Origin of the sequence: Clostridium kluyveri, assembly GCF_001902295.1 — a bacterium.
GTDB lineage: Bacteria > Bacillota > Clostridia > Clostridiales > Clostridiaceae > Clostridium_B > Clostridium_B kluyveri_B.
Window position 1 is genome coordinate 1,823,419 of record NZ_CP018335.1, and the last position, 26,983, is coordinate 1,850,401.

General features: G+C 31.9%; 26 protein-coding genes and 1 pseudogene. 15 read left to right on the top strand and 12 right to left on the bottom strand.

The window, feature by feature from the left end:
- Positions 1–39: 39 nt before the first annotated feature.
- From BS101_RS08925 to BS101_RS08935, 3 genes are all read left to right on the top strand, one after another.
- Positions 40–549 carry a hypothetical protein gene (locus BS101_RS08925; RefSeq protein ID WP_073538508.1) on the top strand — a complete coding sequence of 170 codons (510 nt, stop codon included), beginning with the start codon at positions 40–42 and terminating at the stop codon, positions 547–549.
- A gap of 25 nt (positions 550–574) precedes the next feature.
- A complete protein-coding gene (locus BS101_RS08930; RefSeq protein ID WP_073538509.1) occupies positions 575–2,290 on the top strand; it encodes a B12-binding domain-containing radical SAM protein in 1,716 nt (571 codons plus the stop codon).
- A 71-nt stretch (positions 2,291–2,361) separates the two neighbouring features.
- Positions 2,362–2,859, top strand: a complete 498-nt coding sequence (locus BS101_RS08935; RefSeq protein WP_073538510.1) for an ECF transporter S component — start codon at positions 2,362–2,364, stop codon at positions 2,857–2,859.
- Positions 2,860–2,928: 69 nt separating this feature from the next.
- On the opposite strand, the gene BS101_RS08940 is transcribed toward BS101_RS08935, so the two are convergent.
- Positions 2,929–3,093, bottom strand: coding sequence for an aspartyl-phosphate phosphatase Spo0E family protein (locus BS101_RS08940; protein WP_073538511.1), 165 nt, complete (start codon positions 3,091–3,093; stop codon positions 2,929–2,931).
- A gap of 264 nt (positions 3,094–3,357) precedes the next feature.
- On the opposite strand from BS101_RS08940, the gene hprK reads away from it, so the two are divergent.
- From hprK to BS101_RS08980, 7 genes are all read left to right on the top strand, one after another.
- Positions 3,358–4,284: an HPr(Ser) kinase/phosphatase gene (gene hprK, locus BS101_RS08945; protein WP_073538512.1), complete on the top strand. Its 927-nt coding sequence runs from the start codon at positions 3,358–3,360 to the stop codon at positions 4,282–4,284.
- On the top strand, positions 4,277–4,822 hold the full coding sequence (locus tag BS101_RS08950; protein ID WP_431732548.1) for a 5-formyltetrahydrofolate cyclo-ligase: 546 nt from the start codon (positions 4,277–4,279) through the stop codon (positions 4,820–4,822). Before hprK ends, BS101_RS08950 begins: the two co-directional genes overlap by 8 nt.
- Before the next feature lie 72 nt (positions 4,823–4,894).
- Positions 4,895–5,002, top strand: a complete 108-nt coding sequence (locus BS101_RS08955) for a MarR family transcriptional regulator (RefSeq protein ID WP_073541211.1) — start codon at positions 4,895–4,897, stop codon at positions 5,000–5,002.
- Positions 5,003–5,072: 70 nt separating this feature from the next.
- Entirely contained in the window at positions 5,073–6,467 is a 1,395-nt protein-coding gene (locus tag BS101_RS08960) for an MFS transporter (RefSeq protein ID WP_073538514.1), read from the top strand.
- A gap of 529 nt (positions 6,468–6,996) precedes the next feature.
- Positions 6,997–7,839: a PrsW family intramembrane metalloprotease gene (locus BS101_RS08970; protein ID WP_073538516.1), complete on the top strand. Its 843-nt coding sequence runs from the start codon at positions 6,997–6,999 to the stop codon at positions 7,837–7,839.
- Positions 7,840–7,912: 73 nt separating this feature from the next.
- Positions 7,913–8,611, top strand: a complete 699-nt coding sequence (locus tag BS101_RS08975) for a response regulator transcription factor (RefSeq protein WP_083585675.1) — start codon at positions 7,913–7,915, stop codon at positions 8,609–8,611.
- A gap of 1 nt (position 8,612) precedes the next feature.
- Entirely contained in the window at positions 8,613–9,998 is a 1,386-nt protein-coding gene (locus BS101_RS08980; RefSeq protein WP_073538518.1) for a sensor histidine kinase, read from the top strand.
- Between the two features lie 49 nt (positions 9,999–10,047).
- Here the strand turns inward: BS101_RS08980 and ubiE are convergent, their stop codons facing one another.
- The 6 genes from ubiE to BS101_RS09010 all read right to left on the bottom strand — a co-directional run bounded on the left by ubiE (position 10,048) and on the right by BS101_RS09010 (position 15,388).
- Complete coding sequence (ubiE, locus tag BS101_RS08985) at positions 10,048–10,755, bottom strand: bifunctional demethylmenaquinone methyltransferase/2-methoxy-6-polyprenyl-1,4-benzoquinol methylase UbiE (protein ID WP_073538519.1); 708 nt, start codon at positions 10,753–10,755, stop codon at positions 10,048–10,050.
- Between the two features lie 15 nt (positions 10,756–10,770).
- Positions 10,771–11,391, bottom strand: a complete 621-nt coding sequence (locus BS101_RS08990) for a CPBP family intramembrane glutamic endopeptidase (RefSeq protein ID WP_073538520.1) — start codon at positions 11,389–11,391, stop codon at positions 10,771–10,773.
- Between the two features lie 4 nt (positions 11,392–11,395).
- Positions 11,396–12,304 (bottom strand): 1,4-dihydroxy-2-naphthoate octaprenyltransferase, encoded by a 909-nt coding sequence (gene menA, locus BS101_RS08995; protein ID WP_073538521.1) that lies wholly within the window; start codon positions 12,302–12,304, stop codon positions 11,396–11,398.
- A gap of 71 nt (positions 12,305–12,375) precedes the next feature.
- The gene (locus BS101_RS09000; RefSeq protein ID WP_073538522.1) at positions 12,376–13,758 is read right to left on the bottom strand and encodes a 4Fe-4S binding protein; all 1,383 of its coding nucleotides are present in this window, start codon (positions 13,756–13,758) and stop codon (positions 12,376–12,378) included.
- A gap of 18 nt (positions 13,759–13,776) precedes the next feature.
- Positions 13,777–14,310 carry a FixH family protein gene (locus BS101_RS09005; RefSeq protein ID WP_073538523.1) on the bottom strand — a complete coding sequence of 178 codons (534 nt, stop codon included), beginning with the start codon at positions 14,308–14,310 and terminating at the stop codon, positions 13,777–13,779.
- 256 nt (positions 14,311–14,566) lie between these two features.
- Positions 14,567–15,388 carry a polyprenyl synthetase family protein gene (locus BS101_RS09010; protein WP_198039576.1) on the bottom strand — a complete coding sequence of 274 codons (822 nt, stop codon included), beginning with the start codon at positions 15,386–15,388 and terminating at the stop codon, positions 14,567–14,569.
- A 335-nt stretch (positions 15,389–15,723) separates the two neighbouring features.
- Between BS101_RS09010 and BS101_RS09015 the strand changes: the two genes are divergently transcribed.
- Genes BS101_RS09015 through BS101_RS09030 form a run of 4 tightly spaced genes read left to right on the top strand, consistent with a single transcriptional unit; the run spans position 15,724 to position 19,382 of the window.
- Positions 15,724–16,515, top strand: coding sequence for an electron transfer flavoprotein subunit beta/FixA family protein (locus BS101_RS09015; RefSeq protein ID WP_242951437.1), 792 nt, complete (start codon positions 15,724–15,726; stop codon positions 16,513–16,515).
- Complete coding sequence (locus BS101_RS09020; protein WP_073538525.1) at positions 16,503–17,801, top strand: FAD-binding protein; 1,299 nt, start codon at positions 16,503–16,505, stop codon at positions 17,799–17,801. Before BS101_RS09015 ends, BS101_RS09020 begins: the two co-directional genes overlap by 13 nt.
- Positions 17,794–19,089 carry an FAD-dependent oxidoreductase gene (locus BS101_RS09025; protein WP_073538526.1) on the top strand — a complete coding sequence of 432 codons (1,296 nt, stop codon included), beginning with the start codon at positions 17,794–17,796 and terminating at the stop codon, positions 19,087–19,089. Before BS101_RS09020 ends, BS101_RS09025 begins: the two co-directional genes overlap by 8 nt.
- Positions 19,089–19,382, top strand: coding sequence for a ferredoxin family protein (locus BS101_RS09030; RefSeq protein WP_083585676.1), 294 nt, complete (start codon positions 19,089–19,091; stop codon positions 19,380–19,382). The genes BS101_RS09025 and BS101_RS09030 overlap by 1 nt, the downstream gene beginning before the upstream one ends.
- Before the next feature lie 509 nt (positions 19,383–19,891).
- On the opposite strand, the gene BS101_RS09035 is transcribed toward BS101_RS09030, so the two are convergent.
- The 5 genes and pseudogenes from BS101_RS09035 to lipA form a co-directional block, all read right to left on the bottom strand.
- The gene (locus BS101_RS09035) at positions 19,892–21,475 is read right to left on the bottom strand and encodes an FMN-binding protein (protein WP_073538527.1); all 1,584 of its coding nucleotides are present in this window, start codon (positions 21,473–21,475) and stop codon (positions 19,892–19,894) included.
- Complete coding sequence (locus BS101_RS09040) at positions 21,472–22,431, bottom strand: FAD:protein FMN transferase (protein ID WP_073538528.1); 960 nt, start codon at positions 22,429–22,431, stop codon at positions 21,472–21,474. The genes BS101_RS09035 and BS101_RS09040 overlap by 4 nt, the downstream gene beginning before the upstream one ends.
- A 312-nt stretch (positions 22,432–22,743) precedes the next feature.
- A complete protein-coding gene (locus BS101_RS09045; protein WP_073538529.1) occupies positions 22,744–23,928 on the bottom strand; it encodes an MFS transporter in 1,185 nt (394 codons plus the stop codon).
- A gap of 219 nt (positions 23,929–24,147) precedes the next feature.
- Positions 24,148–24,483, bottom strand: coding sequence for a hypothetical protein (locus BS101_RS09050; RefSeq protein ID WP_073538530.1), 336 nt, complete (start codon positions 24,481–24,483; stop codon positions 24,148–24,150).
- 128 nt (positions 24,484–24,611) lie between these two features.
- A pseudogene (gene lipA / locus BS101_RS09055) lies at positions 24,612–25,459 on the bottom strand (lipoyl synthase).
- Between the two features lie 475 nt (positions 25,460–25,934).
- Between lipA and BS101_RS09060 the strand changes: the two are divergent.
- Entirely contained in the window at positions 25,935–26,981 is a 1,047-nt protein-coding gene (locus BS101_RS09060) for an NlpC/P60 family protein (protein WP_073538531.1), read from the top strand.
- The last annotated feature ends 2 nt before the right edge of the window (positions 26,982–26,983 follow it).

Sequence of the window (26,983 nt, forward strand, 5' to 3'; positions counted from 1 at the left end):
GCGGTGCTTCCACTATATTGATAAAGGATAGTGATATAAATGAGTAAAACTATATTCATAAATATGGAGAACCAAATATTCAGAGGAAATTTATTAGATGTGGGGCTTCATAATGAAGGTATAATATATAATGTATATAAGGAATTCAATGATAATATAAATGTAGAATATATAAATGGAAAGGAAGAAGAGGAGAATATAAAAGAGGATTATTATGATAACTGTATATTGTTGTTTTCCTTTAATAAACTATGGCTTAATTTTAAAAAGAAAAATTTTATAAAAGATATCTGTAAGTATTTAAAGGAAGATGGTTTGCTTTATATATGGGATGTAGATAAAGGCTATAATAAAATTTTTAATGGACATGTAAAAATATTAATTCCAGGAGGAAAAATAAAAAAAATAAAAATAAGAGATTTTAATATTTTGAAAAATAATTCTAAAGAAAATACAGTAAAATTATTGGATAAATATTTTAAAATTCTGGATTTGAAAAATTCAGATGGACTTTATTATATAAAAGCACAGAGGAAAAATCCGGTTTAGCTGGATAGAGAAAGGAAGTGAACATATGAAGATACTGTTAACAGCACTTAATTCAAAATTTATTCACAGTAATCTGGCAGTAAGATATTTAAAAGCCTATACTAGAGAACTCCCTTATAATTGTGTTATAAGAGAATTTACTATAAATGACAGGAGAGAAAAGATATTAGAGGAAATTATAGGGGAGAAGCCTGACATAGTGGCTTTTTCCTGTTATATATGGAATATAGAATATATTAAGTCATTAGCTGTACTTATTAAACTTGTAAATCCCTCCATTAAAATATTGTATGGAGGACCTGAAGTATCCTATGACAGCTGTAATATTTTAAAGAATATGGCAGGAGAATATATAATAATGGGGGAAGGGGAAGATACCTACTATGAATTTGTAGAGTTTCAGATAAAGTATTTCAACAAAGGGAAAGAAAATATTGATTCTCAATTTTTTTTGGATTTAAAGGAAATAAAAGGACTCTGCTTTAAATGGCAAGGCAAAATATTTTTAAATGAAGATAGAGAATTAATGGATATGAATAATATAGCATTCCCCTATGAAGAACAGGATAATTTAAAAAATAAAATTGTATATTATGAAGCCAGTAGAGGATGTCCTTTTTCATGTAAATACTGTCTTTCTTCCACTATTCATAAAGTTAGATTTTTAGACATAGAAAGGGTAAAGAGAGAAATTAAATTTTTAATAGATAAAAATATAGCTCTTATAAAATTTGTAGACAGAACTTTTAACTGTAATCCTAAATTCACCCTAGAACTTTGGAAATTTATAATAGGGTGTGATACACAAACCACTTTCCATTTTGAAATTTCTGCAGATATTCTTACGGAAGAGGAAATAGCGTTATTGAAAGAATCCCCAAAGGGAAGAATTCAATTTGAAATTGGAGTTCAAACTACCAATGAAAATGTGTTAAATAATATAAACAGATATGTTAAATTTAAAGATATAAAAGATAAAGTAAAAAAAATTAAAGCAAATAATAATATAAAACAGCATTTAGATTTGATAGCAGGACTTCCAGGGGAAGATTTTAAATCTTTTAAAAAATCCTTTAATGAGGTGTACTCCCTGCAGCCAGAAGAGATCCAAATGGGATTTTTAAAGTTATTAAAAGGCTCCCCTATGAGAGAAGAGGCTATAAAGTGGAAAATGGTGTATTCTCCCTACGCCCCTTATGAAATTCTAAGTACCAATCATATAACCTACGATGAAATTGTAGTTTTGAAAAAAATAGAACATATGGTAGATAAATATTATAATTCTGGAAAGTTTGCAAATATAATAAAGTATTTTATTCGCAAATTTGAACAGGCATTTGATTTTTATTATAGTCTTGCGATGTTTTTTCATGATAAAGGATATTTTAATAGAAGTATATCCTCTGCAGATTACTATAAAGTATTTTTAGAATTTCAGGAAGAATATTTTAATGAAAGCAGTATGGAACTTAAGGAGATAATAAAATATGATTATTTAAAATTCAATAAGAAAAAATGGCTTCCTGGTTTTTTAGTAAGGGAAAGGAGTAAGGAGGAAGAAGATTACATAAAAGAAAAAATTGAAAAAGAAAATATAAAATTATCTAAAAAGTATCATATAGAAAAATTTTTTATAAATGTAGAAAAATTATTAAAGTCATCTGTATTGGAAAAAAAAGAGGGATATGTAATATTTGATGATATGGGAAATAAAGAACTATATTTATTTCATAATATCTGAGGTATCTTTGTTTACATTCATAATAAATTAGGGTATACTGGTGTATATACATTTATTGTGGAGGAGAAAAGATGAATAACAATGTAAGAAAACTTACTTATGCAGGACTTTTAACTGCTTTAGCTATTATAATTCCTACTACTTTTGGATTCTTAAAGATACAAGCAGGACCTTTTACTGCTACACTGGCTTCTCATGTACCTATGTTTTTATCCATGTTTTTGGGCCCTTTTGCAGCAGTAATGGTGGGCATAGGCTCTGTCATTGGATTTTTGATAACCTCACCAGCTGTAATAGCTGCAAGAGCTTGTAGTCATATATTTGTTGGACTAGCAGGTGCCTATATGCTGAAAAGAGGAATTTCTTTTAGAAATGTAGTATTATTTACTTCACCTATACATGCTGTACTTGAAGCCATAGCTGTAATACCTTTTGGATTTACTATGTATAAAGTTCTTGTAGTTATAGGAGCAGGTACGTTTATTCATCATATGGTAGATGGAATCATTGCTGCTGTTATTGTGGGAATACTTGCTAGAAGCTTAAGTTTGAATTTAAAGGAAATATAATATAGTGTAGATATAATTAAAGAACAGTATGTTTTTATGCTGTTCTTTTACTTTTGTAGGTGATGTATTTTATTCTTTGAAATTGTTTTTTTGGTACTCCAAAATTAACTTGTCCAATTTTTTACTGCATTTAACAACTATATCGTCGGTAAGATCTCTTGTTTTCATTAATATGTACAAAGTCTGTTTTAGTTGATTTATTTCTATGTCCAAATTTTTTAAATAAGTTTTCATTATTACATTACTCCTCCAGGAAAAAACTATACTACTTCTATATATTTTAACAGATAATAGATAAATAAACACATCTTTTATTAGTCATTAATATACAATATAATACAAAAATCAACAATGAATGTTTATATAAAGAGTGTAAAGCTTTTATTAAACTTTAATAATCTTTTAAATAGGGGAATGTTTAAAAAAGGTTGACAATATAAAATAATTTATTCAAAATAAAGTTAAATCAATAACTGAAACTAATAAGAGGTGGAAAACATGTCAGTAACAATAGAAGATATAATAAAAGATTTAGAACTAGAGGTTATAAATAAAGGGAAAAATGTAAATGAAATAAATGTAAGTGATATAAATAGACCGGGACTTCAATTTAGTGGATTTTATAATTATTATGCCAATGAAAGAGTTCAGATAGTGGGAAAAGCTGAATGGAGTTTTTTAGATGCCATGCAGCCAGAGCTTAGGAAAAAAAGATTGGAAAAATATTTTGAATTTGATAATCCAGGAACTATAGTTACCAGAGGGCTAATACCCCACAAGGAATTTTTAGAAAGTGCTATTAAAAATAAAAGATGGATACTTAGAACCAATAATATATCCACAAGATTTATAAATAGACTTATGAATTATTTAGATGTTAAGTTGGCTCCTGAAACAAGGCTTCATGGTGTTTTAATGGATGTGTACGGTATAGGTATACTTATAACAGGAGAAAGCGGTATAGGAAAGAGTGAAACTGCCTTGGAACTTATAAAGAGAGGACATAGACTAGTAGCTGATGATGCAGTGGATGTAAAACAAATAGATGGAGTACTAAATGGAACTTCTCCATACATCACCTCGGGAATGATAGAGGTGAGAGGTATGGGTATAATTGATATTTCTGCTCTTTATGGGTTAAGTTCTGTACTTAAAACAAAAAACATTGGTCTTGTGATATGTCTGGAACAATGGAAAAAAGATGAAAATTATGATAGGTTGGGCATAGACAAGGAGTATATGAATATACTAAATGTACCTGTAAGAAAATTAAAAATTCCTATAAGGCCGGGAAGAAATTTGGCGGTTATAATAGAGGCTGCAGCTGCAAATTACAGGTATAGTCTTGTGTCTAATGTAACTCCGGTGGATGTAATAAGTGAGAGGATACAACAACTTAGAAAAGAAGATGGTGGAGATGAATAAATTTTATATAAGAAAAATCATGAAGGAAAAAAGAGATAATTTGTGTAATTTGGAAAAAGAAAAATTGGACAGCATAATATTTGAAAAAGTTATAAAAAGTGAAGAATATAATAAAGCAAAAAGTGTATTTATATTTGTAAGTTATAAAAGCGAAGCAGATACCCATAATATAATAAAGGCAGCTTTAAAAGAGGGAAAGTTGGTTTGTGTTCCTAAAGTAATATATAAAAATGGCTATATGGAAGCTGTTAGAATATATGATTTCAATGAATTAAAAGAAGGAGCCTATAAAATATTAGAGCCCCAAAATACAAATTTGAAAGTGGAAGAAACATCTATTGATATTTGTTATGTACCTGGGCTGGCTTTTGATAAAAGTGGCGGCAGAGTAGGTTATGGCGGAGGATATTATGATAGATTTTTAAAAAAACTTAGAAATGATTCGAAAAAAATTGGACTTGCCTATAGTTTTCAGATTTTAGATAAGGTTCCTATGGGAAAATATGATGTATGCATGGATGGAGTTATTTCTAATTGAGGTACTAGTAATATGTGAGTATAATGGTATCATTTACTTATAAATTGTTGTAAAATTATAAGAAGTTGTGACATTCTCTATGTAGAAAAATCTACAACTGCTAAGGCTGTCAAGCATTTCATGAATAAAGGTTATATTTATAAAAAACAGATTGAGAACGACAAACGATATTGGTACTGAAACAAGTGATAATCAACTTACATGAAGAAAAAAGGAGATAACTTCTAATAATTTTAAGGAGGTAATTAACATGGAACGCAGCGACAATCATACGAGGATTACTTTGGTAATTGTAATGATTACTTCTTTTATTACTCCATTTATAAGCAACGCCATTAACCTTGCCATCCCCTCTATCGGTATTGAGTTCGGTGGCAACCAAAATTTGCTGAACTGGGTGGTTTGCGGTTTTTTACTTTCATCTGCCGCTTTTTTGCTGCCCTTTGGACGCTTGGCAGACCAGTTTGGAAGAAAAAAAATATTCTTAATTGGCATGATATTTCTGGCAGCCTCATCCCTAGCCTGTGCTTTAGCGACGTCTCTGGTCGCCTTGGTATATTTTAGAATTTTGCAAGGAATTGCTAGCGCAATGATATTCAGCAATTCAATGGCTATTTTAACGTCAGTAGTACCGCCTGAATCCAGAGGTAAAGCATTGGGATTAAACGCCGCGGCAACATACATCGGATTATCGTGCGGTCCTGTATTGGGAGGTTTGATCACAAGTGTATTTACATGGCGTGGTGTATTTTATTTCAATCTGCTGATTGCTTTGATTATTATTGTTATGACCGTATGGAAATTGAAGGGGGAATGGATAGGGGTTGCCACTAAATTTGATATATGGGGAATTATTTTGTGTATAGCAGCTCAGGTCTTATTATTGTTTGGGTTGACTGCTCTAACGAACGGCTTACTTTATCAAGTTAGTTTTGCTGTAGGGATTTTATTATTGATCGTATTTTTCCTATACGAGAAAAACCATTCTAATCCACTCATTCCCATCGAAAGTATTATCAAAAACAGACCCTTTGCTTTTTCTAATTTAGCAACGTTAATTAACTACAGTGCAACATTCGCTTTGAGCTTTATGTTATCATTATATCTGCAAACCGCGCTGAAAATTGATACGGCTACTTCAGGACTTATTTTATTGGTTCAGCCGATCATTATGGCTGTGCTTTCTCCGGTTACGGGTACATTATCAGATAAGATAAAACCTGCGGTTCTTGCTTCATTGGGAATGGGGATCTCTGCATTGGGTCTATTCTTCTTCATTTTTCTAAGTACTCAGACCCCAATTGTGATGATAATTCTTAATTTGGCGTTTATAGGACTTGGTTTTGCTCTGTTTTCCTCACCCAATACGAATGCCATAATGAGCTCGGTTGATCAGACATTGTACGGTGTCGCATCTTCAATTATGGGTAACATGCGACTACTGGGCCAGTCTATCAGTATAGCTATTATTTCACTCATTACTTCAATTTTAATGAGAAACCTGTCAATCGGCTCAGTAGGGTATGTCGATCAGCTCATGCTCAGTTTAAGAACGGCGTTTATAATATTTGTCGTACTCTGTGTTCTTGGCGTGTTAGCCTCGCTAGCAAGAGGCGAGGTTAACAGAGAAGCAGAAGAAAATTGAGATAGAGTTGAGTTGCTCTTAAGCTTCTCACACATTGTGTAGGTAATTAAGATAATGTATGTATTGAATCTTTCCATGCAATTATTAAACGTGAATAGATAAGTCGTTTTAAAATTAAAAAGGTCAACATTCCTAAAGTAATTCTTTACAACCTAAAGTAAGCTTAATTTTCCCAAATTCACACTCCAAATAGTATGATTGAACAATAATCATACTATTTTTGCTATTCCTAAAAATCTTTATATAAAAAACCCTGGTGACTCCAGGGTTTTTATTAAAATATATTAAATTGAGTGAAATGTAAAGTATTTTTGTGATATCAAGCATTATATCCAGTTATCCTATACTTATACATAAAGTGTAAACAGGAAAGTTAGAGATTATTGTTAATGGATATGAAGAAAGTATAAGGTAATATTATATCTAAGTTGTTTAGAGTCATTTAGTATATTCTCCTTATGAAAGTAGATAATAATTTTATTGAAAAAGAAAGCATACCAGAGAATAAAAATAAAGGAGATACACTAACATGAAGAAACATGTACCAATAAATAAAGGTAAAAAAATTAAGAAACGATATAACTGGTATAAATTACTTATAGTAGGTTTTGTAACTTATATCATTGGATTAGCAGTTTTGATATTTACACATAATCCCAATATGTTTCCAGCTATAGTTATACTGGGAAATTTTCTTATACCAGTGACTTATGTGGCATTTTTTTATGAAAGACGCTATTTTAGCAGGGTAAGGATGATAGACATTTTAGCAAGTTTTTTTTATGGAGGGTTTTTAGGAACTTTTTCAGCAGGAATAATAGAACCCATTTTTATAAATAGTCTTGATTTAAAATCTGTACTCATAGTTGGGCTCATTGAGGAATTTACAAAAATTATTGGTGTTCTGATTTTAATAAGACATAGATGTAATAGTTTGAGGATAGATGGAATTATTCTGGGTGCTGCTGCTGGCATGGGCTTTGCAGCTTTAGAAAGTTCAGGATATGTTTTTACAACTTTTTTAAGAGCGGGAGGTAGTTTGTCTTTGGTTGTATATACCACTTTGCTAAGAGGAATATTATCTCCACTAGGCCATGGCACATGGACAGCAATATTAGGGGGCACCATTGTAAGTCAATGTTTCCGTGGAAATACTAAAATAAATGTAAGGGTAATTGAAGCATATATAACTGTAGTTATACTCCATGCACTTTGGGATGGTATCCCATATATAATGTCAATATTTACGTCATCTAATATTGCTTTTTTAACAGGAGATGTTATTGTAGGTATGGTAAGTGTTTTGATACTTTATATCATGTGGTGGAAGGGGAAAAAGCAATTATATTATATGAATGATTTAACTTCATAATTTCTACATAAAAGATTAGTATAATTATTATATTAATCTTTTATGAATCACTTGATTTGAGGAAGGTGGTAATGTGATGTCTCCAAAGAAAATTCTTGTGGTAGATGATGAACAAAAAATAGTAGATGTTGTAAAAGCATATTTGGAGAAGGCGGGATATGAAGTCCATACAGCTTATAATGGTACTGATGCGGTGAAATTATTTGAAAAGATTAGTCCGGCATTAATTGTACTGGATTTAATGCTGCCGGACATATCTGGTGAAGATATATGCAAAATGTTAAGAAAAAAATCCAGAGTTCCAATAATTATGTTAACTGCTAAAGTGGATGAAAAAACTGTATTGGAAGGCTTTAATATTGGAGCTGATGATTATGTAACTAAGCCTTTTAGCCCTAAACAGCTGGTGGCTAGGGTGATAGCACATTTAAGAAGAACAGAAGAGGAGGCAATACCACTTTCAAATATTTTATCATTCAATAATGGAGACTTAGTATTAAATGTCATCAAACATGAGGTAAGGAAAAATGGAATAACTGTGAATTTAACGTCTAGTGAATATAATATATTAATGACACTGGTGAAATATCCTCAAAAGACTTTTACTAGAGAGGAATTAGTAAATTTGGCTCTTGAGGAAGATTTCAATGGATTTGACAGAATTATAGATGCTCATGTTAAAAATTTAAGACAAAAAATTGAAGATAATTCTAGAGAACCTAAATATATTTTAACCGTATATAAAGTTGGTTATAGATTTGGCGGTGAGTAGCATGCAGAGAAGCCTAAAAAGAAAATTGTCTTTTTCATATATTTTTGTAGCGCTAATTTGTGTAGTTCTAATTAGTATATTAGCCAACTTTTTTTTGGAGAAACAATTTAAAAATTATGTTATACAAACCCATGAACATACCAGCCAGAATATAATAAATTCTCTAGTTCAGCTGTACAACAGCCATGGATGGAACAAAGATGTAATAGAGACTACTGGTATAAATGCACTTGAGAATGGAATTATACTTACTGTAAAAGATTTGTCAGGGAAAACAATTTGGAATGCAACTTCATACAATAATGGTATGTGTCAAGCAATGCTTGATCATATGTCAAAAAATATGATGAAGCTTTATCCAAATTGGAAAGGCAGTTATAAACAAGATGAATACCCTCTAATGAAAAATTCTCAAAAAATAGGCACTGCCATAATTGGATATTATGGTCCTTTTTACTATAGTGATAGGGATTTGATGTTTTTAAGTACTTTAAACAGAATATTAATAAGTGTGGGAATTATATCATTGTGTCTTGCTTTAATATTAGGTGTAATTATATCAGGGAGTTTGAGCAGGCCAATTTTGCGTGTTATAGAATCTGCTGAAGAAATATCAAAAGGCGATTATAGTACCAGGATTAATGAAAATTCTAATATTATTGAAATAAATAATCTTACATGTACAATAAATAATCTTGCAGAAACACTGCAAAACCAGGAAAATTTAAGAAAAAGGCTTACTGCAGACGTTTCTCATGAGCTCAGAACACCTCTTACCACACTGCAAAGTCACATGGAAGCCATATTAGATGGAATATGGGAACCCACACAAGATAGAATTAACAGCTGTCATGGAGAAATAATGAGAATAAATCGTATGGTAAATGATTTGGAAAGGCTTGCTGAGTATGAGGGAGAGAATCTTATATTAAATAAATCAGAGTTTAACATAAGTGAAGTAGTTAAAAATATTATGCTTAACTTCGAAAATGAATATGTAAGCAAGGGAATTGACCTTATTTTTAATAGTAAAGATATATTCATTTGTGCTGATAAAGACAAGATAAGCCAAATAATAATAAATTTAATTTCAAATGCTTTAAAGTATACAAAACAAGGTGGTAAGGTTTTAATTCAGGCCCATAATAAAAATGATTATCTTGAACTAATAGTTCAAGATAATGGGCAGGGAATACCAAAGGAAGATCTTCCATATATTTTCGAAAGATTTTACAGAGCCGATAAATCACGAAACAGACTTACAGGGGGAGCGGGAATAGGGCTTACGATAACTAAATCCTTAGTAGAGGCACATAAAGGAAAAATAAGCGTTGAAAGTGAATTAAATAAGGGTACAACTTTTAAGGTATCCATACCTATGAAGTAATAAAAAGGTTACAATGTTTCAAAATATTGTAACCTTTTTAGAGATGTCTTTACAGTAATTTTTTATTTCCGTAGTGAATTGCAGCAATACCCCCCGTAAGGGATAAATAACCAGTATCAATAAAACCAACTTGTTGGAAAGCAGATTGAAGTTCGGCTTTTGACATAAAGCTATTTACTGAATTCCTAAGATAATAGTAGGCAGTTTTATCCCCTGTACCTAAATAGCCTATAATGGGCAGCATATAATTAAAATATATTGCATACAGATTCTTGAAAACAGGAAGCGATGAATTTGACAGTTCCAGACAAACCAATCTTCCATCCCATTTCAAAACCCTGTAAATTTCACATAAGGCTTTTAATCTATTTTTTGCGTTTCTTAAACCAAAGGCAACAGTGACACAATCAAAACTTGAATCCTCAAAGGGAAGTTTTAGTATATCTCCTTTAATTAATTTGAATTTATAATCTTTAATAGATTGATTAAGCTTGATATTTCCCACACTGAGCATTTGTTCATTAAAGTCCAATCCAATAACTTCAGTGTTTTTGCCTACAGCTTTACAAGCATATTCTATCATTTTACCTGTTCCGCAGCATACATCTAATATTTTATCGTTTTTATTTATATTACATAGTCTAATGGCTTTTTTTCTCCAATAGCTGTCAATATTTAATGTTAATATAGTATTAAGCCTATCATAGTTATTTGCAATAGATGAGAAAATATTATATACATTACTGTTATTATTCATAAGGTATCCCTTCTTTTACATAATAGGAAGTAAAACAAATATGGTTAAATCCCAAATAGCATGAGATATAATTACACTGGAGAGACTCTTTTGCTTTTTGTACATCCATCCCCAGTATATTCCACAGACAAGGGCAGCTATGACAAGCATAATGTTCCCTGTAATAATATGAACTCCTGCATACAGAAGTGCAGTTAGAATGTACCCTTTATTTTCTCCCAATTTTTTTGATAGTGTATTTTGGATAAATCCACGCCAGTAAATTTCTTCACATGGTCCAATTATAAAGATAAGCAATAAACTAATCCATAAAAGATTCCCTTGTGTTTTAATGCTATATATGGATGATATTTGTGCATTTTTAAATGGTAAAATATAAGCAGATATAATGTTGCCTATATAAAATACCATATACAAACATACAGCTGATAAAATACCCATTACAATATTTTTTGATGTTATTTTATCTATTCTAATAATTTTAGTATCTATAATATATGATATAGATACTAAAAAAATAATAGATAAACTCATTTCCAGCCAAAAGTTAATAGGTTTTATTACAAACATTACATACCATAAAATAGCGGCAATCAATATGGTGATAAATAAGTATTTAGTATTATTTCTCTCCAAAATTTTACCCCCTTAAATTTACAACGAAAGGTATTAGTAGCGAAAGAATCAGTATAATACCAAATTGTCCTTGAAGCTGTGCTGTGTCCTTATCAAGGGACACTATACCTGAAGAAGCTGACCCAGAATATAATTTTCTTATATTTTTATGGGCTGTAGGTACAGTAATTAAACAAAATAGACTCCAAATTGGAAGTATTCTATAAAAACACATTATTATTATAGAAACATATGATAAAATTACAAAACTGAAATAAATATTTTGGGCACTGCTTCTTCCGACTATTATAGATAAAGTTTTTATTTCTGCCTTTTTATCATGACGTATATCTCTTATATCATTAGCATGTAAAATTGCAGTAGTTAATAAACCAACAGGTATGGAAATAAAAAATGCTTTCACACTTATATTTTGTGCTTGTACATAATAGGAGCCTATTAACATTAACGGACCAAATGTTAGAAATACAAGGGGAGCACCTAAGCCTCTATACTTTAAAGATAAAGGCTTTCCAGTATATGAATATACAGCTAGAGTACCTATTAATCCTATCAACAAAACCAATGCTCCTCTTTTATATGATAAAAATATTCCTATAAAAGCTCCTAAAGCTAATAAAATAAATCCCCCTGTATATACTTTTTTTGATGTTAATAGATTTTCAAGTATAACACCACTTGAACCATAAGAATCTTTTGTATCAACCCTATTTTTAAAATCATCATGGTCGCTGAGGAGGTTGGCACTTGCTTGTAATAAAACAATAGCAATTAGCGACAAGATAAAATATCCCAATTGAAATTTTGATTCTTTTATTGCAAATATGGCTCCTAAGGTTACGGGAATTATGGAACCAGTGAAGGAAAAGGGTCTTACAGCTTTAAACCATATTTTAAATTTTGTTACTAACATTTTTTCCCTTCTTTCTAATATTCCTTGATAGGTTTTGGAGAAGATTATATCTTCTCCAAATGAAAATCAAATTACATACGCATTGCCATAGGCATTGAGAATAAAATTATATTTATAACCGCTAAGAGTAACATCAGCAGTGTATAAACAGCAGAGGTACCTATTGGCTTTTTATCATCTTTACTGTTTTTTGCTATTTTATATGCAGTATAAATTGAACCTATAGTTCCCAGGAAAATTAATATATATTGAAGCGCTTGAATAGTTGAGGTATCTAGTATCGCCGCAGAGGAATGGGGAATCTGCATTCCTAAAACACCCATTGCCGTGTAAACAACTGATTTACCTTCATCAAGTAAGTGAAATAGGTTATGTGCAATATGTCCGGCCATATCTAAAGGAATAATAGCATATCCGAATTTGGTGAAATTATCCTTAAGTGAAGCGCCATTAAATTTTTTTGCTAATAAACTAGTAAAGGCAAGTAGTAAAATCGGTATTAACATTGCTACAATGAAAGTTACAGTGAATGTTACATAATAGCTTGTTGTGCCAGTGACATTTTCCAGCCATTTTAATATGCCATTCCATATATTAAGCATGGTTATATTTTGTACAAATACAATACCCATAATTACAATTGCCAGGAAAGAAACCTCTAACTTTGGTTTTTTAACCAACCATAATTCTTTGGTTGGAACACGCGGGGTCATCCTGATTGAATTATTAGGACAATTTTTTATACAGTGCCCGCATAAGTTGCATTGAGCACTGGTGTCCATAGTTCTTGGAAACTCAAACATAGGACAACCTGGGGCTGACTTTCCTCCTTTATAGCAGGCTGCAGCATTACATTTTGAACATTTTTCTGGAGTACCGCGCAGTTCGAGCATACCTGTTCTGGAATAGTTACCAGACAAACCTCCTAGAAAGCATAGATACCTGCACCATGTTCTTCTTTCAAAAAGTGCACCAGAAAGTACAACAGCTGTGGTAATCATCAAAAGAAGAACTCCGGAACCCCGGGGTGATTCTACAATACCCCAAATATGATCACTCCAGGTAATCATAAGAAATATTCCGTCAATAATCCATATGCCATATTTTTTTAAGAATTTTGGAACAGGCTTGTTACTTCCAACAAATTTTTGTACCACATCATTTAAAGTTCCAAAAGGACAAATTGTGCACCAAAATCTACCTAAAAAGAGTAAGATTATGGGTAATAAAGGCCACCATAATACCCATGTGCCTGCAGTACCGAAATTGTCATGTGCTTCTGCTGGACCGGCAATGAGTTCAAATACAATAAATGCAAAGATCAGTGCTACCGGCAGCTGAAATATTCCGGGATACCATTTACTTTTTATAAACCTAGTAAATGTCTTATTATTCAGCAGATTTATATTGTGTTGTTTGTCTGATTTATTTTGGCAATTATTATGATTTGACATAATATACCTCCTTTGGAGTTATGCATTTCTTGCTTTTTTCTTTTTTAAAGCTGCAATAACAATAATAAGTACAATTACTCCTAAAAAGCCTCCAATTATAAACCAATTAGGTCCGCTGCTAACAACATCAACATTAAAAGTTGTATTTTTATCTTGTCCATTTACAGTAAACATAGTTTTTACATCCCATGTGCCTTTATTAGTAAAATCAGCACTTCCCATATACTCGCCTTTTTCACTGCTTTCTTTTAATTCAGTAGCCATTGTTTTAGAGTCTCCCATGTCATGTGAACTCATGTCCATCGAGCCATCCATTTCAACTGTAACTTTTACATCGGCATTGCTTATTGGTTGATTATTTTCATCTTTTAACATTATTGTAAAGTCATTACTTCCTGTCATTACTTCTTCACTATTAAACATAATTGAAGCATTTATACCATCAACTTGTTTATGGATTTCTTTACCTCCACTACTTGCAAATACAAGTGATGAAAATGCCAAACCGAAAATTAAAGTTGAAATTACACTTCTAGTTATTTTTTGATTCATTTTATGATCTCCTCTTTCATTTAATTTAATTGTTTATCCGAACAGCTACCATTGCTAATACTCCCATCTTCTTCAAAGTGGGAGATAAGCAATGCTATGCGCCTGGATAAGTTCTTCCCCTAAAGGATAACGTATTCTAAGTGCTAAAGACACTAAGAATACTGTTAATAAGGTTCAGATGGAGATAAGCAGTTCCCACAGCAAGTTTCACCTGAACCTAAGAATCACTTGATTTTTGTAATTATCTTAAATACCCTTAAGCATTACTTACTTTGGGATGTGAAAAATTGATGATGTAGTTTACTAGATTTATTAAAGCTTCTTTATAACAAGAGTTTTTAAATGGTTTAACTGAATCTAGTGAATTTTTAGCAAAATTATGTGCATCCTCAAGAGTTATATTTAGAGCAGTATTCTGGTCCCCATCTATATAATCATCTACTATTTGATAGGCCATACCTAGGTTGAAACCATAGTTTTCTAGCAATGAAGCTGCTTCACCTGAAGCTCCAGACAAAGCAGCTCCCAGCTTGCAGCATATTGCCATGAATAATGCTGTTTTACCTCTAATAATTTCTAGATATACTTTCTTTGTAGAAATAGTATTTTTTGCTTGAAGAATTTCTGCAGAACACATATTTTCTGCTAATTTAACTACTTCCCTTCCATATTCTTTTGGTAATGAGTTGGTAACGATAGAGAAGGCATGAGAGTAAATAACATCGCCAGCTAGTACTGCTATTTTTCTTCCATATATTTTATTTAAAGTTTTTTGTCCCCGCCGAAGAAAATCATCATCAATTATGTCATCGTGAATTAAACTTGCACTGTGAATTAATTCAAGAGCAACAGATAATTGAATCAATTGATGATAAGTTTTTAGCGGCAGTTGTTCGTTAATTATTTTGGAGGATAATAGTGCTAAAGTAGGACGTAGTTTTTTACCTGGAATCTTAAAAAAATGATTTAAAATTTCCTGTAATGAATCTGTTCTAAAGCTTTTGTATATATTTGTTAATTCCTGTTCTACAGAGGATATCTCTCTACTTATAGGCATATACATTTCCTCAAATTTCAATTGTGATTTCACCACCTTTTTTATTTGAAATATTTAATAATTATTAGACTTAATCAACTTTTTAATAGCAGATTGTATCAACGCCTATATAATATAAACTTAGTGTGAAGATAATATGAAGAACGGAAAAAAATATATAAAAAACTAGAAAGGCGTTGATCTTTCAGGCCTTCTAGCTTTTTAAAGTTTTACTTAGATCTTCATACCATCTTCACATCAAATTTATATTATATACCCGTAAGACAGGAAATATTGAATAAATATCAAGTAAAAATATATAACTTGATTTAAATTATAAAATAAGGAGCTGATGATTCTTGCATATTTTAGTTTGTGTGAAACAAGTGCCTGATACTACAGAAATTAAAATAGATCCTAAAACCAATACCCTAGATAGATCTAGTGCACCTACTATTATTAATCCATATGATGCTCATGCTGTTGAAGAAGCAGTTAGAATTAAAAATAAATTTGGAGGTAAAGTTTCAATTATATCCATGGGTCCGCTCCAGGCACAGGAAGTGATTAAAAAATGTATAGAGATGGGGGCAGATGAAGGATATCTTCTCTCAGATAGTTCATTTGCAGGATCAGATACACTGTCTACTAGTTATATACTTGCAATGGGTATAAAGAGAATAATGGATGTAGAAAAGATTGACATGGTATTTTGCGGTAAACAAGCTATAGATGGTGATACTGCCCAGGTTGGTCCTGGAATTGCCAGCCGCTTAGGAATACCTCAGTTAACTTATGTTGAGAAGATAGAATCTTTAGATGTCAATAAAAACAATGTTGTAATATATAGAAAAATTGATAATGGGTATGAGGTTGTTCAATCTGAAATGCCCTGCTTGATTACTATTGAAAAAAATATTAATCAGTTAAGTTTTTCGCCATTACCAAATATGATTAGAGCAGTACGCTATAAATCAAAAGTCTGGGGGGTTGATTATCTTAAGGCTGATTTGACTCAATTAGGGCTTAAGGGATCTCCAACTTCAGTTCGCCGCATATTTCCTCCGCCTCAGAGAGCAGGTGGTGAGCTGCTCCATGGAAGTACAGAAGAAGTAGTAAAAATACTGGTAGATAAATTAAAGGGGGAAATAATTAAATGTCAGTTATAATTGCAGGTTTTTGTATAGGTTGCGGAGGCTGCATTCCAAATTGCTCAAATAATGCTTTGAAAATTGATTCTCAGGGCAAATTAGCAGTTGACAAAGAAAAATGCAATGAATGTGGAAATTGTGTTTCTGTATGTCCAGTGTCTGCACTAAGTATATTAGGTGATAAAAAGAGTATACAAGAAATAAGAAACATTGATAATAAAAAAAATAAGATGTTTTTAAATAAGGATACTAAATTTAATAAATATAACGGGGGTGTATGGGTTTTCGCTGAACAGCTTGAGGGTAAGCTTGCCCCTGTTACCCTTGAACTTATAGGTGAGGCAAAAAAACTTGCTTCAAAATTGAATGTGCAAGTATCTGCCGTTCTGCTGGGAGATAAGGTCGAATTTATATCAGGAACACTTTTTGAGTATGGAGCTGATAAAGTGTATCTTATAGATGATTCAGTGTTTCATTTTTACAGGGCAGAAACTTACTACAAAACTTTTTGTTATTTGATAGAAAAATATAAACCAGAAATATTACTAATGGGGGCAACTACTACAGGCAGGGATTTAGCCGGTGCTGTAGCCACGCATTTGAGGACAGGACTGACAGCAGATTGCACTGCACTGGATATTGATTTACAAAAAGGGGTACTTCTTGCTAGCCGTCCTGCTTTTGGAGGCAATATTATGGCAACAATAGTATGTGAAAATCATCGCCCGCAAATGGCTACTGTACGTCCAAGAGTTATGAAAATGCTTGATCCAGATCCGAGTAGGGAAGGTATCCTTGTAAAAGAGACATTTAAAATTAAAGAGGAGTTGCTTAAGACTAAAGTTCTTAGAATTATTAAAGAACAGGCAGAAGATATGAAACTGGAGGATGCTAAAATCATTATAAGTGGTGGCCGGGGAATGCAAAATGAACAAGGGTTTAAGCTGCTAAGGAAACTTGCAAAGGTATGTGGAGGTGTGGTAGCAGGAAGCCGTGGGGCTGTTGAGAAAGGGCTTATAGACTATAAATATCAAGTTGGACAGACAGGGCAGACTGTGGCTCCCAAATTATATTTTGCAGTAGGGATTTCAGGTGCAATTCAGCACATTGTTGGAATCCAAGGAGCTGAAACTATAATTGCTATAAATACAGATCCTGATTGTATTATGATGAAGCTTGCCACATACAGCATTTTAGGGGATGTGTTTGACATATTACCCAAATTAATTCAAGAGTTTAAGCAAGCATTACTTAATAAGGGGATTGATAATATAGGTATAAAGGGGGGTGAGCATATTGTCTGAGAAATTTGATGTTATTGTTGTAGGAGCAGGTGTTGCGGGACTTTCAGCAGCTTATGTAATGGCTAAAGCAGGACTTAATGTTATAGTTATTGAAAAGGGAAAGTACCCTGGAGCAAAAAATGTAATGGGTGGAGTATTATATCGTCATATGATGGATGAAATTATTCCTGATTTTTGGAAAGAAGCTCCACTAGAAAGGCCTATTGTTGAACAGCGCTTTTGGTTGATGGATGAGAATTCTGCAGTACAAACTGGTTACAGAGATATGGAATGGTCTAAGCCTCCCTATAATAATTTTACGGTTTTTAGAGGAAAATTTGATCAGTGGTTTGCAAAAAAATGCATTGAAGCTGGGGCACTTATTATCAATGAAACTGTTGTAAAAGAATGTATAGTGGAAAGTAATAAGGTAGTTGGTGTTTTCACTGACAGACCTGATGGGAAAATTTATGCTGATGTAGTGGTTCTTGCAGATGGAGTAAATTCACTGCTTTCTAAAAGTCTTGGATTTCATGGCGAATGGAGAAAGGATGAAGTAGCTCTTGCGGTTATGGAAGAATTAAAAATACCTTCAGAGAAAATTGAAGAACGTTTTAATCTTAATAAGGGTATGGGAGCAACTATAGAAATATTTGGTGATGGCACATTAGGAATGGTAGGTACAGCTTTTATATATACTAATAAGGAACATATATCAATTGGCTGTGGTGCTTTGCTTTCCCAGATGGCTAATAAACAAGTAAAACCCTATGAACTGCTTGAATATATAAAACAGCATCCAATGATAAAACCTTTAATTGCCGGGGGCGAGTCCTGCGAATACTATGCACATTTAATTCCGGAAGGTGGATATAAAAGTATACCTAAATTAGTAGGAGATGGTGTTATACTGGTAGGTGATGCTGCCCAGTTTGTAAATGGTATTCATCGGGAGGGTTCAAATCTTGGGATGACATCTGGACGTTTTGCTGCAGAAACTATAATACGTGCAAAGGAATTGGATGAATTTAGTGAACGTACACTTTCTTATTATCAAAAGCTAATTAAAGACAGTTTTATTATGAAAGATTTAAAAAAGTACAAAAATGCTTCTCATGTGCTTGAAGAGAATCCACATTTTTTTAATCATTATATACCTGCAGCTAATAAAGCAATGAGTGAGATGTTTACAGTAGATGGAGTGTCCAAAAAAGATAAACAAAAACTCATTATTAAACAGATGACTAAAGGAAGTTCATTATGGGGATTAGCTAAAGATGGATTTAAACTATTTAGGGCGGTGAAATAATGAGTGATATTAAAAATAAAATAAATATTGATGATAAATTGTTTTTAAATACCTATAATGTTGATATTACATCACACCTTGACATTAAGGACCCTAAGATATGTGAAAATTGCAAGGAGAAAATCTGTACTCATATTTGTCCAGCTCATGTTTACCAATGGAAAGATGGACATATTATTGTCAGTTATGAGGGATGTCTTGAATGTGGAGCATGTCGTATTTGCTGCAACCATGATAATATTAATTGGAAATATCCACGAGGAGGTTTTGGTATACAGTTTCGAATGGCATAGTGTATTTAATTATAAAAGGTTTTGGTAAATTTTATTTGCTGAGACCTTTTGGCATTGCAGGTGTATCTTCATAAAATCTTTAAATGATAGAACTTTATTATAAACTTACACAGCCAATGCCAAGTATATCCTGTCAGGGCAAGGAACGCCACAGAAAATGCAACCTTATACGGGACAGGGACAGGCTCAGACTTCAACTAATGAATCAACCCAGACGGTCTACGTTGTTCGACATGGGGTTCGTCCAAACAATAAAAGGGCTCCAGTTCCGAACGAGAATTTGGTCGGCTGTATCCTCACATATGACAGCAGCAAAATAAAAAACTAATTAATCAATCACGTTACGCACCACTCCATCAGACTGGGGCTAGCTCAAAAGTAAACTAAGCCAGTCTCTTTTTTTATAACAATTCCTGTACCTAATTCAGTTACTCTATTGGCTACAAAAAGCTGATTAGCGAATTGAGGAACCAAAATCGATAGAACATTATTTCACATCTGAATACTTTTTATTGTTTAGCATTGCTTAGCGCATTCTCTACAGACTCCATAATACCATTACTGCTGAAAGTGGCTCCTGAGACTGCATCAACACTTGTAGACTGACTATCTATAATTTCCTCAATAACTGTGCTGGCTGCCCTATCATAAAATTTTTCATCATCTTGGTAAGAAAGAGTAGTAATGTCAGTAATTTTACCATTTTTAACGACTACAGAAACTGTTGTTGTACCTCCCCTAAACCCGGTACCAGAGCCTTCATAGGTACCATCTTTATATTGTGAGCTCGTGCTAGTAGTTGCATCAGAAGATACTTCTGTATTAGACTGACTGTTTGTAACATGTTGGTCATTACTACTTGAATCAATAGTTGATGAAGAATCAGGTGAATTTGTTGATATTCTGGCATTGCTCAGCGCATTCTCTACAGCTTCCATAATACCATTACTGCTATAAGTAGCTCCTGAAACTGCATCAACATTTGTAGACTGGCTATCTATAATTTCCCCAATAACTGTACCGGATGCTCTATCGTAGAATTTTTTATCATCTTGGTAAGAAAGAGTAGTGATGTCAGTAATTTTACCATTTTTAACAATTACAGAAACTGTTGTTATGCCTTCTCTAAATCCTGTCCCAGAGCCTTCGTAAGTACCATCTTTATAAAGAGTACCTGCAGTTGCAGTACTTTGACTGCTTTGTGTTTCTGTCTGCGTATTGTTTAGCCCAGCTGCACTTACTCCAAGGTTACCTACATAATAAAAGCCTGTCATAACAGATACAGCTGCTGCTCCTGCAATAAGAGGGCGTACATCATCTCCACATACAGTCAAAGTAATATTCTTTCTTGGACACGCGGTAATACACTGCATACAATTTATGCATTCACCACTCTTTATAACATCATATTTATAAAGAGGTATTTCCATGGCACAATTGTTTGTACATATTCTGCAATCACCACATTTTGTTCTTAATTTTTGTATTTTTGCAATTTTCAGTTTTGATATAATGGCAAATACTGCACCAAGTGGACAAAGATAGCGGCAGAAAAACCTTTCAATAAACATTGAGGCAATAGTAATGAGAATAAAAAGAATAAACCCAACAGTTAGATTTACTGCTGCATAAGAAAAATCAGGTGCTTTTCCTACAGAATCTACCATTCCAAAAACATCCCAAGGACTGAAGGTACTAAATGCAGTGATGTTAAAAGTGCATATAACCAAAATTAAAAATGCTAATAAGATATATTTAAGATATTTAAAAACTCTGTCTATATTTTCATTGATTTCGAATTTTATTTTAAATACTCTACTTGATATTTTATAAATAAAATCACCAAAGGCTCCATAGGCACACATCCATCCACAGAAAAATCTGCCTATTATAATTGTAAATGGAATAATAACAACAACTTCTACTAATTGAGGAATCAGCTGAGTAAAAGCAATATTTTGCCTGATTAAAGCTACATAAATCTGCTTAATTCCTGTAAATGTATCTATGTATAGTGATGGTAGAAATATAAAAAATATGATTTGAATCAGAAGTCTTGAAACCTGTATTATTGAAATTTTAGCTTTCTTCATTGATGGTATCTCCTCTCAAAATTATCTAATAATCCTTCTGTAACAAGAATATCCTTGTTCTTCAAAATAAATATAGCTTCAGCATTAATACTTCTTAATAAAGATATTGATTTATTAATATCCTGTACAAAAAGAGCAGTACTCACAGCATCCGCATCAGTTGAACATTCGCATAGTACAGTTGCGCTTAAAAGCTCATTTTTTGATGGATATCCCGTGTGTGGATCTATAATGTGATGATACCTTTCCCCTCCTTTGATGAAAAACTGTTCATTACTGCCGGAGGTTACAACTGTCTTATTTGTGACTGATACTCTTCCGATATATTGTCCTCTAGCGGACAACGGGTTTTGAATGCCAATTCGCCAAGATGCACCTGTTGGATTATGTCCCATTGTTATAATGTTTCCTCCTAGGTTGATCAAGGCATTTTCAATTTTATATTGCAACAGCACACGTTTAACTTCATCAGCTGCATATCCTTTTGCAATACCACCCAAATCAATTGATTGTCCTTTATTTTTTAAAAAAACTGTACATTTTTTATCATCCAATAGTACATCTTGATAATTTACCAGGGGTAAAACTTTATCAATCTTTTTTCTTTCTGGTACATAATTTTGTTTTGATCCAAACCCCCAAAGTTCAGTTAAAGGCCGAATTGTTATGTCAAAGGCTCCACCTGAAGCCCTTGAAAAATCCAAGGCACGTTTTAGTAAATTAAACGTGTCAATATTTATTTTCTGTGCTTCAAGTCCAGCATAGTGATTTATTTGCATTACATCACTATCATTTTTAAAGGCAGACATTCTATAGTCAATTTCCAGAATTCTCCTACAAGCACTATTCAGAGCATCTTCACAGCTTGAACCATAAACAACTATTGTATTTATAGTTCCCAGTGCAAAAAATGTTTTTTCATATTTCTTATTGTAAGTTGTCTCTTTTAGAATCATAATGATCACCTTCTATTATGGTTATTAACTCTAAAAACTTATATTTATTAGAGTTTTCTAAAGTTTATATATGTGTTAGTTAGAATGTTAACTGAAAACTTTGTGATAACAATCAGATTTTTATGTGAAATTTATGTGATTTGAATTAATCAAATAGATGTGCTTTTCAAAACTGTTTAATTAACTTTTAGAATACTATTGATCTTTTATAATTTATAAGTATTGCCTTTTTATAATGAAGTAAGAAAATACTATAAGCTCATAGTGTGAAATTTAAATCGTTTTGTAATTAATCTATTCATTAAACTGTATTTAATTCATATTGCACCATTTCTTATAAAATACGCACATTAGTATTGTAGCTAATAACGCCATTACTGAACCGAAATAAAAAGGAGCACTATTATTAACCTTATCATATAATACACCAGCTATAAGGCTTGCAGGAAGTAAGGTCATTCCTGTTAGTGAATTATATATTCCTAGTCCTGTTCCCCTCTTATTCTTATCTATAAGGTCTGAGACTAATGCCTTTTGTACCCCATCTGTTGCTGCACTGTAAAGTCCATATAAGGCAAATAGCAAAATAATCAGGATTTTATTATTTGTTCTTCCAAAACCAAAATATATTATGGAATAAAGCATATATCCAAAGATAATAAGCCTTTCTCTACCAAACTTATCAGAGAGCACTCCCATAGGAACAGCAAATACTACAGACATAGAGTTGAATATCAAGTATACAAGAGGTATAAACAAAGCTTTTATACCAATGTCATTAGCCTTTACCAGTAACAAAGCATCAGTTGAATTACCAAGGGTAAAAATAAAAGCAATCCATAAAAACACATAATACTTAGTAGAAAAGTCCTTAAAAGCAATTTTTTTAGGGAGAGTATCTTTACTCTTTTTAGCCTCCTTCACAAAGAAAATTATAGTAAGCAATCCAAATATCCCAGGTAAAATTGAAAACATAAATACCTTACGATAATCTCCAGGGAATACTGACAAAATTGCAAAGGTAAGTAGTGGTCCTAATATAGCGCCACTATTGTCCATAGCTTTGTGAAACCCAAAACTCTTTCCTTTTTCACTATCACTTGATGAGCCCGCTACAAGACTATCTCTTGGGGCAGTCCTTATTCCCTTTCCAACTCTTTCACTAAATCTAATAACTAGAGCCTGCAAAGGTGAAGTTACTATTGAAAATAATGGAGATAAAATAGCGGTAAATCCGTAGCCTATAACCATGAAAGGTTTATTTTTGCCAATTTTATCACTCCACCAGCCTGACAGAGCTTTGAGAACTGATGCTGTACTCTCTGCAATTCCTTCAATAAGTGATACTTCTGTCTTTGAAGCACCTATAGACATTAGAAATAATGGCATAATAGCATATATCATTTTTGTAGTTGTATCAGTTAAAAAGCTAGTTATGCCAGCAAAAAAAATATTCCGTTCAATACCTAAAACTTTTTTCTCTTTTTCAATATTAATGTGTAAACACCTCCTTCTTTATTCTTGTGTTATTTACAAAAATTCACTATTACTTGTAATAGAATTATGGTTAGTGGGCTATATAAGAACTTTGTCTAGCATTAGGAGCAGAGATCTTATAAATATGGATTGAACTAAAAAGGTGTAAGAAAAAAGGCTGTTTTTGAAACACGTCTTTTTGTTTCTATACTTGTATAACAAGATTAATATATATCCTAATCACGTTTGTAATATTCTATAGATTATTATGAACATAGCAATAACAAGCCCTGAACCATATATTATTTTGTTGTATTTTGCTAACCATTTTGGTAAATATATATCAAATCCAACTTCAGGATTATCAGTGTATTTATATCCTAAAACAGTTAAAGGACATTTTCCTTTAAAAATTATTAAAATTATACCTTCAATAATTTCTAAGCCAATTGCAATCCACAAATATAAATTTATCTTATTAAAAATCCCTGTATATAATATATAGAAAAATACAAAAACATAAAAAAACCATATTATTGTATGCATTAGTTTTATATAAAATAATTTCTTACTCATACTTTTTCCTCATCTAAAATATTTACTATTGATATATTAAATTACACTTGTGACACTTCCAAAGAATAATGTATCTTAAATTATTCTCTGGAACGAGATTATACATTTAACTTTATCTCATTTTGATACTAATTTTTAATCATTTCATCTGCATGGTAAGAACTTCTTACCATGCAGATGAGACAAATTTAAAACCTAGATCTAAAGCTATTTCTTTATACTTTTTAAATACATCAGGATGAACGTATTCTACAACAGCATGGTGTTTTGAAGAAGGCGACAAGTACTGACCCATTGTAACAATGTTACAATCTACTTTTCTCAAATCTTTTAATACTTTTATAATATCTTCTTCCTTTTCTCCAAGTCCCAACATAAATCCTGATTTTGTTAAAATTGAGTTGTCCATAATCTTAACTCTTTTTAAAAGTTCCAATGAGCGCTTATAAACTGCCATTGGTCTTACTTCCTCATATAAAGCAGGTGTTGTCTCTACATTGTGGTTTATTACATTAGGGTTTGAATCCACCACTTTTTTAAGGGCAGTTTCACTTCCCTTAAAATCAGGTATTAGAACTTCTACTGTTATATTTTTATTAAGCTTTCTTATTTCCTCTACAACACTGGCAAAATGAGAAGCCCCTCCATCTTCTAGGTCATCTCTTGTAACAGAGGTTATTACTGCATGTTTCAAGTTTAATTTATCAACTGCTTGAGCTACATTAAAGGGTTCCTTTTTATCAACTTTTTCAGGCCTGCCTTTAGTTACATTACAAAATGTACAGTTCCTGGTACAATTTTTCCCAAGTATCATAAAAGTTGCCCTGCTCTTATTAAAACATTCCATTCTATTAGGACAATTTGCCTCACTACATACGGTATTTAAAGAATCGTTTTTAAGTATTTCTTTTACATCTCGAGAGACTTGTCCCGCTCTTATTTTTATTTTTAGCCATTTAGGTTTTCTCTTATACATAAAATGCAATCCCTCGTTTCCTTCTTTAATATGCTAATTTTTTAACACATCTCCATAAAATTAAATATATGACTATTTAAACATAACCTCCATAATATCTTTTTGGTTTATGTTATGCATATACCTTATAATCTTACAAATATGAATTAAACACCACATGAATTAATTATACAACACTATATTTATATATTTATTAATTGCATAGAAGTAATCTAATGTTTCATTTAAAGTAGAAAATTATAAAAAACGTCTATTGATAATAAAATCTTCATAAAATCTACATAAGATTCTTGTATAATGCAAAAGTATATATAATCTGACAAATTGGAATAAGTGTGATATTTTATATATTTAGACATTTTGCTAAAGTGTTTAATATAAACATTACATTAATTTACTAAAATACATTATTTAGTATAAATGTATTGCTTCATTCATTTACACTAAATGAGTATTAAAGTTAGGAGAGGGAGTATTGAATAAAAGATTAAAGCAGTTATTAATGGCATTAACACTTACGGTAGCAATCAATAGTGTAGTTTTTGCACAACCGGAATTAAATAGTAGTAATTCATATTCAAAGGTTCAAGAACTTGAAGCAAGTATAGAAAACTTGGACAATCAGATAGAAGGGATAATGGATAAAATCGATGATAATAAAAAGCAAATAATAGTAAAAGAACAAGATATTAAGAATTCAGAGAATGAATTAAAAAAAGTTAAAATTGATATGAAAAAACAAAAGCAATTATTTAACAACAGAGTAAGAGCGTTTTATATAAATGGTTTTAGTGGATATTTAGATATACTTTTAGACTCTAGAGGACTAGGGGACTTCATTTCGAGGGTGGACACGATTAGCAGAATTATGAGCTATGATACTAAGGTTATTTCAAATTATAAAACAAAACAAAAAGATATTGCAGATAAAGTAGACAAGCTAAAAGTAGAAGACAAAAAATTATTAGCGTTAAAATATGAGAATGAGAATAAATTAAATGAACTTAATAAAAATAAAAGTGATCAAGAAAAGCTAATAGAAGAAGCTAAACAGCAGCAGAGACAATATGCACTGGTTGAACAAAATGCTGTGAGTGCAGCTGTAAATCAGGTTGCTAATATAAGAAGTGAAGCACCTAAGATAACTCTATCTAGGGGTAGTTCGCCTATAAGTAATGATAATGTTGTAGCGTATGCTTCAAATTTTCTAGGAACACCGTATTTATGGGGTGGAACTACACCTAGTGGATTTGATTGTTCTGGTTTTACTCAATATGTATATAAACACTTTGGAATTTCTATAGGAAGAACTACATATGATCAGATAAATGATGGAGTAGGTGTATCAAGAGAACAATTACAACCGGGGGACTTAGTTTTCTTTGGTAAAGGTGGTAACCCTACTCATATGGGGATGTACGTAGGTAACGGTGCAATGATACATGCTCCTCGTACTGGAGATGTAGTTAAGATTTCACCGGTTGATAGGAGGGACTATATAACAGCTCGCAGAGTTAAATAATG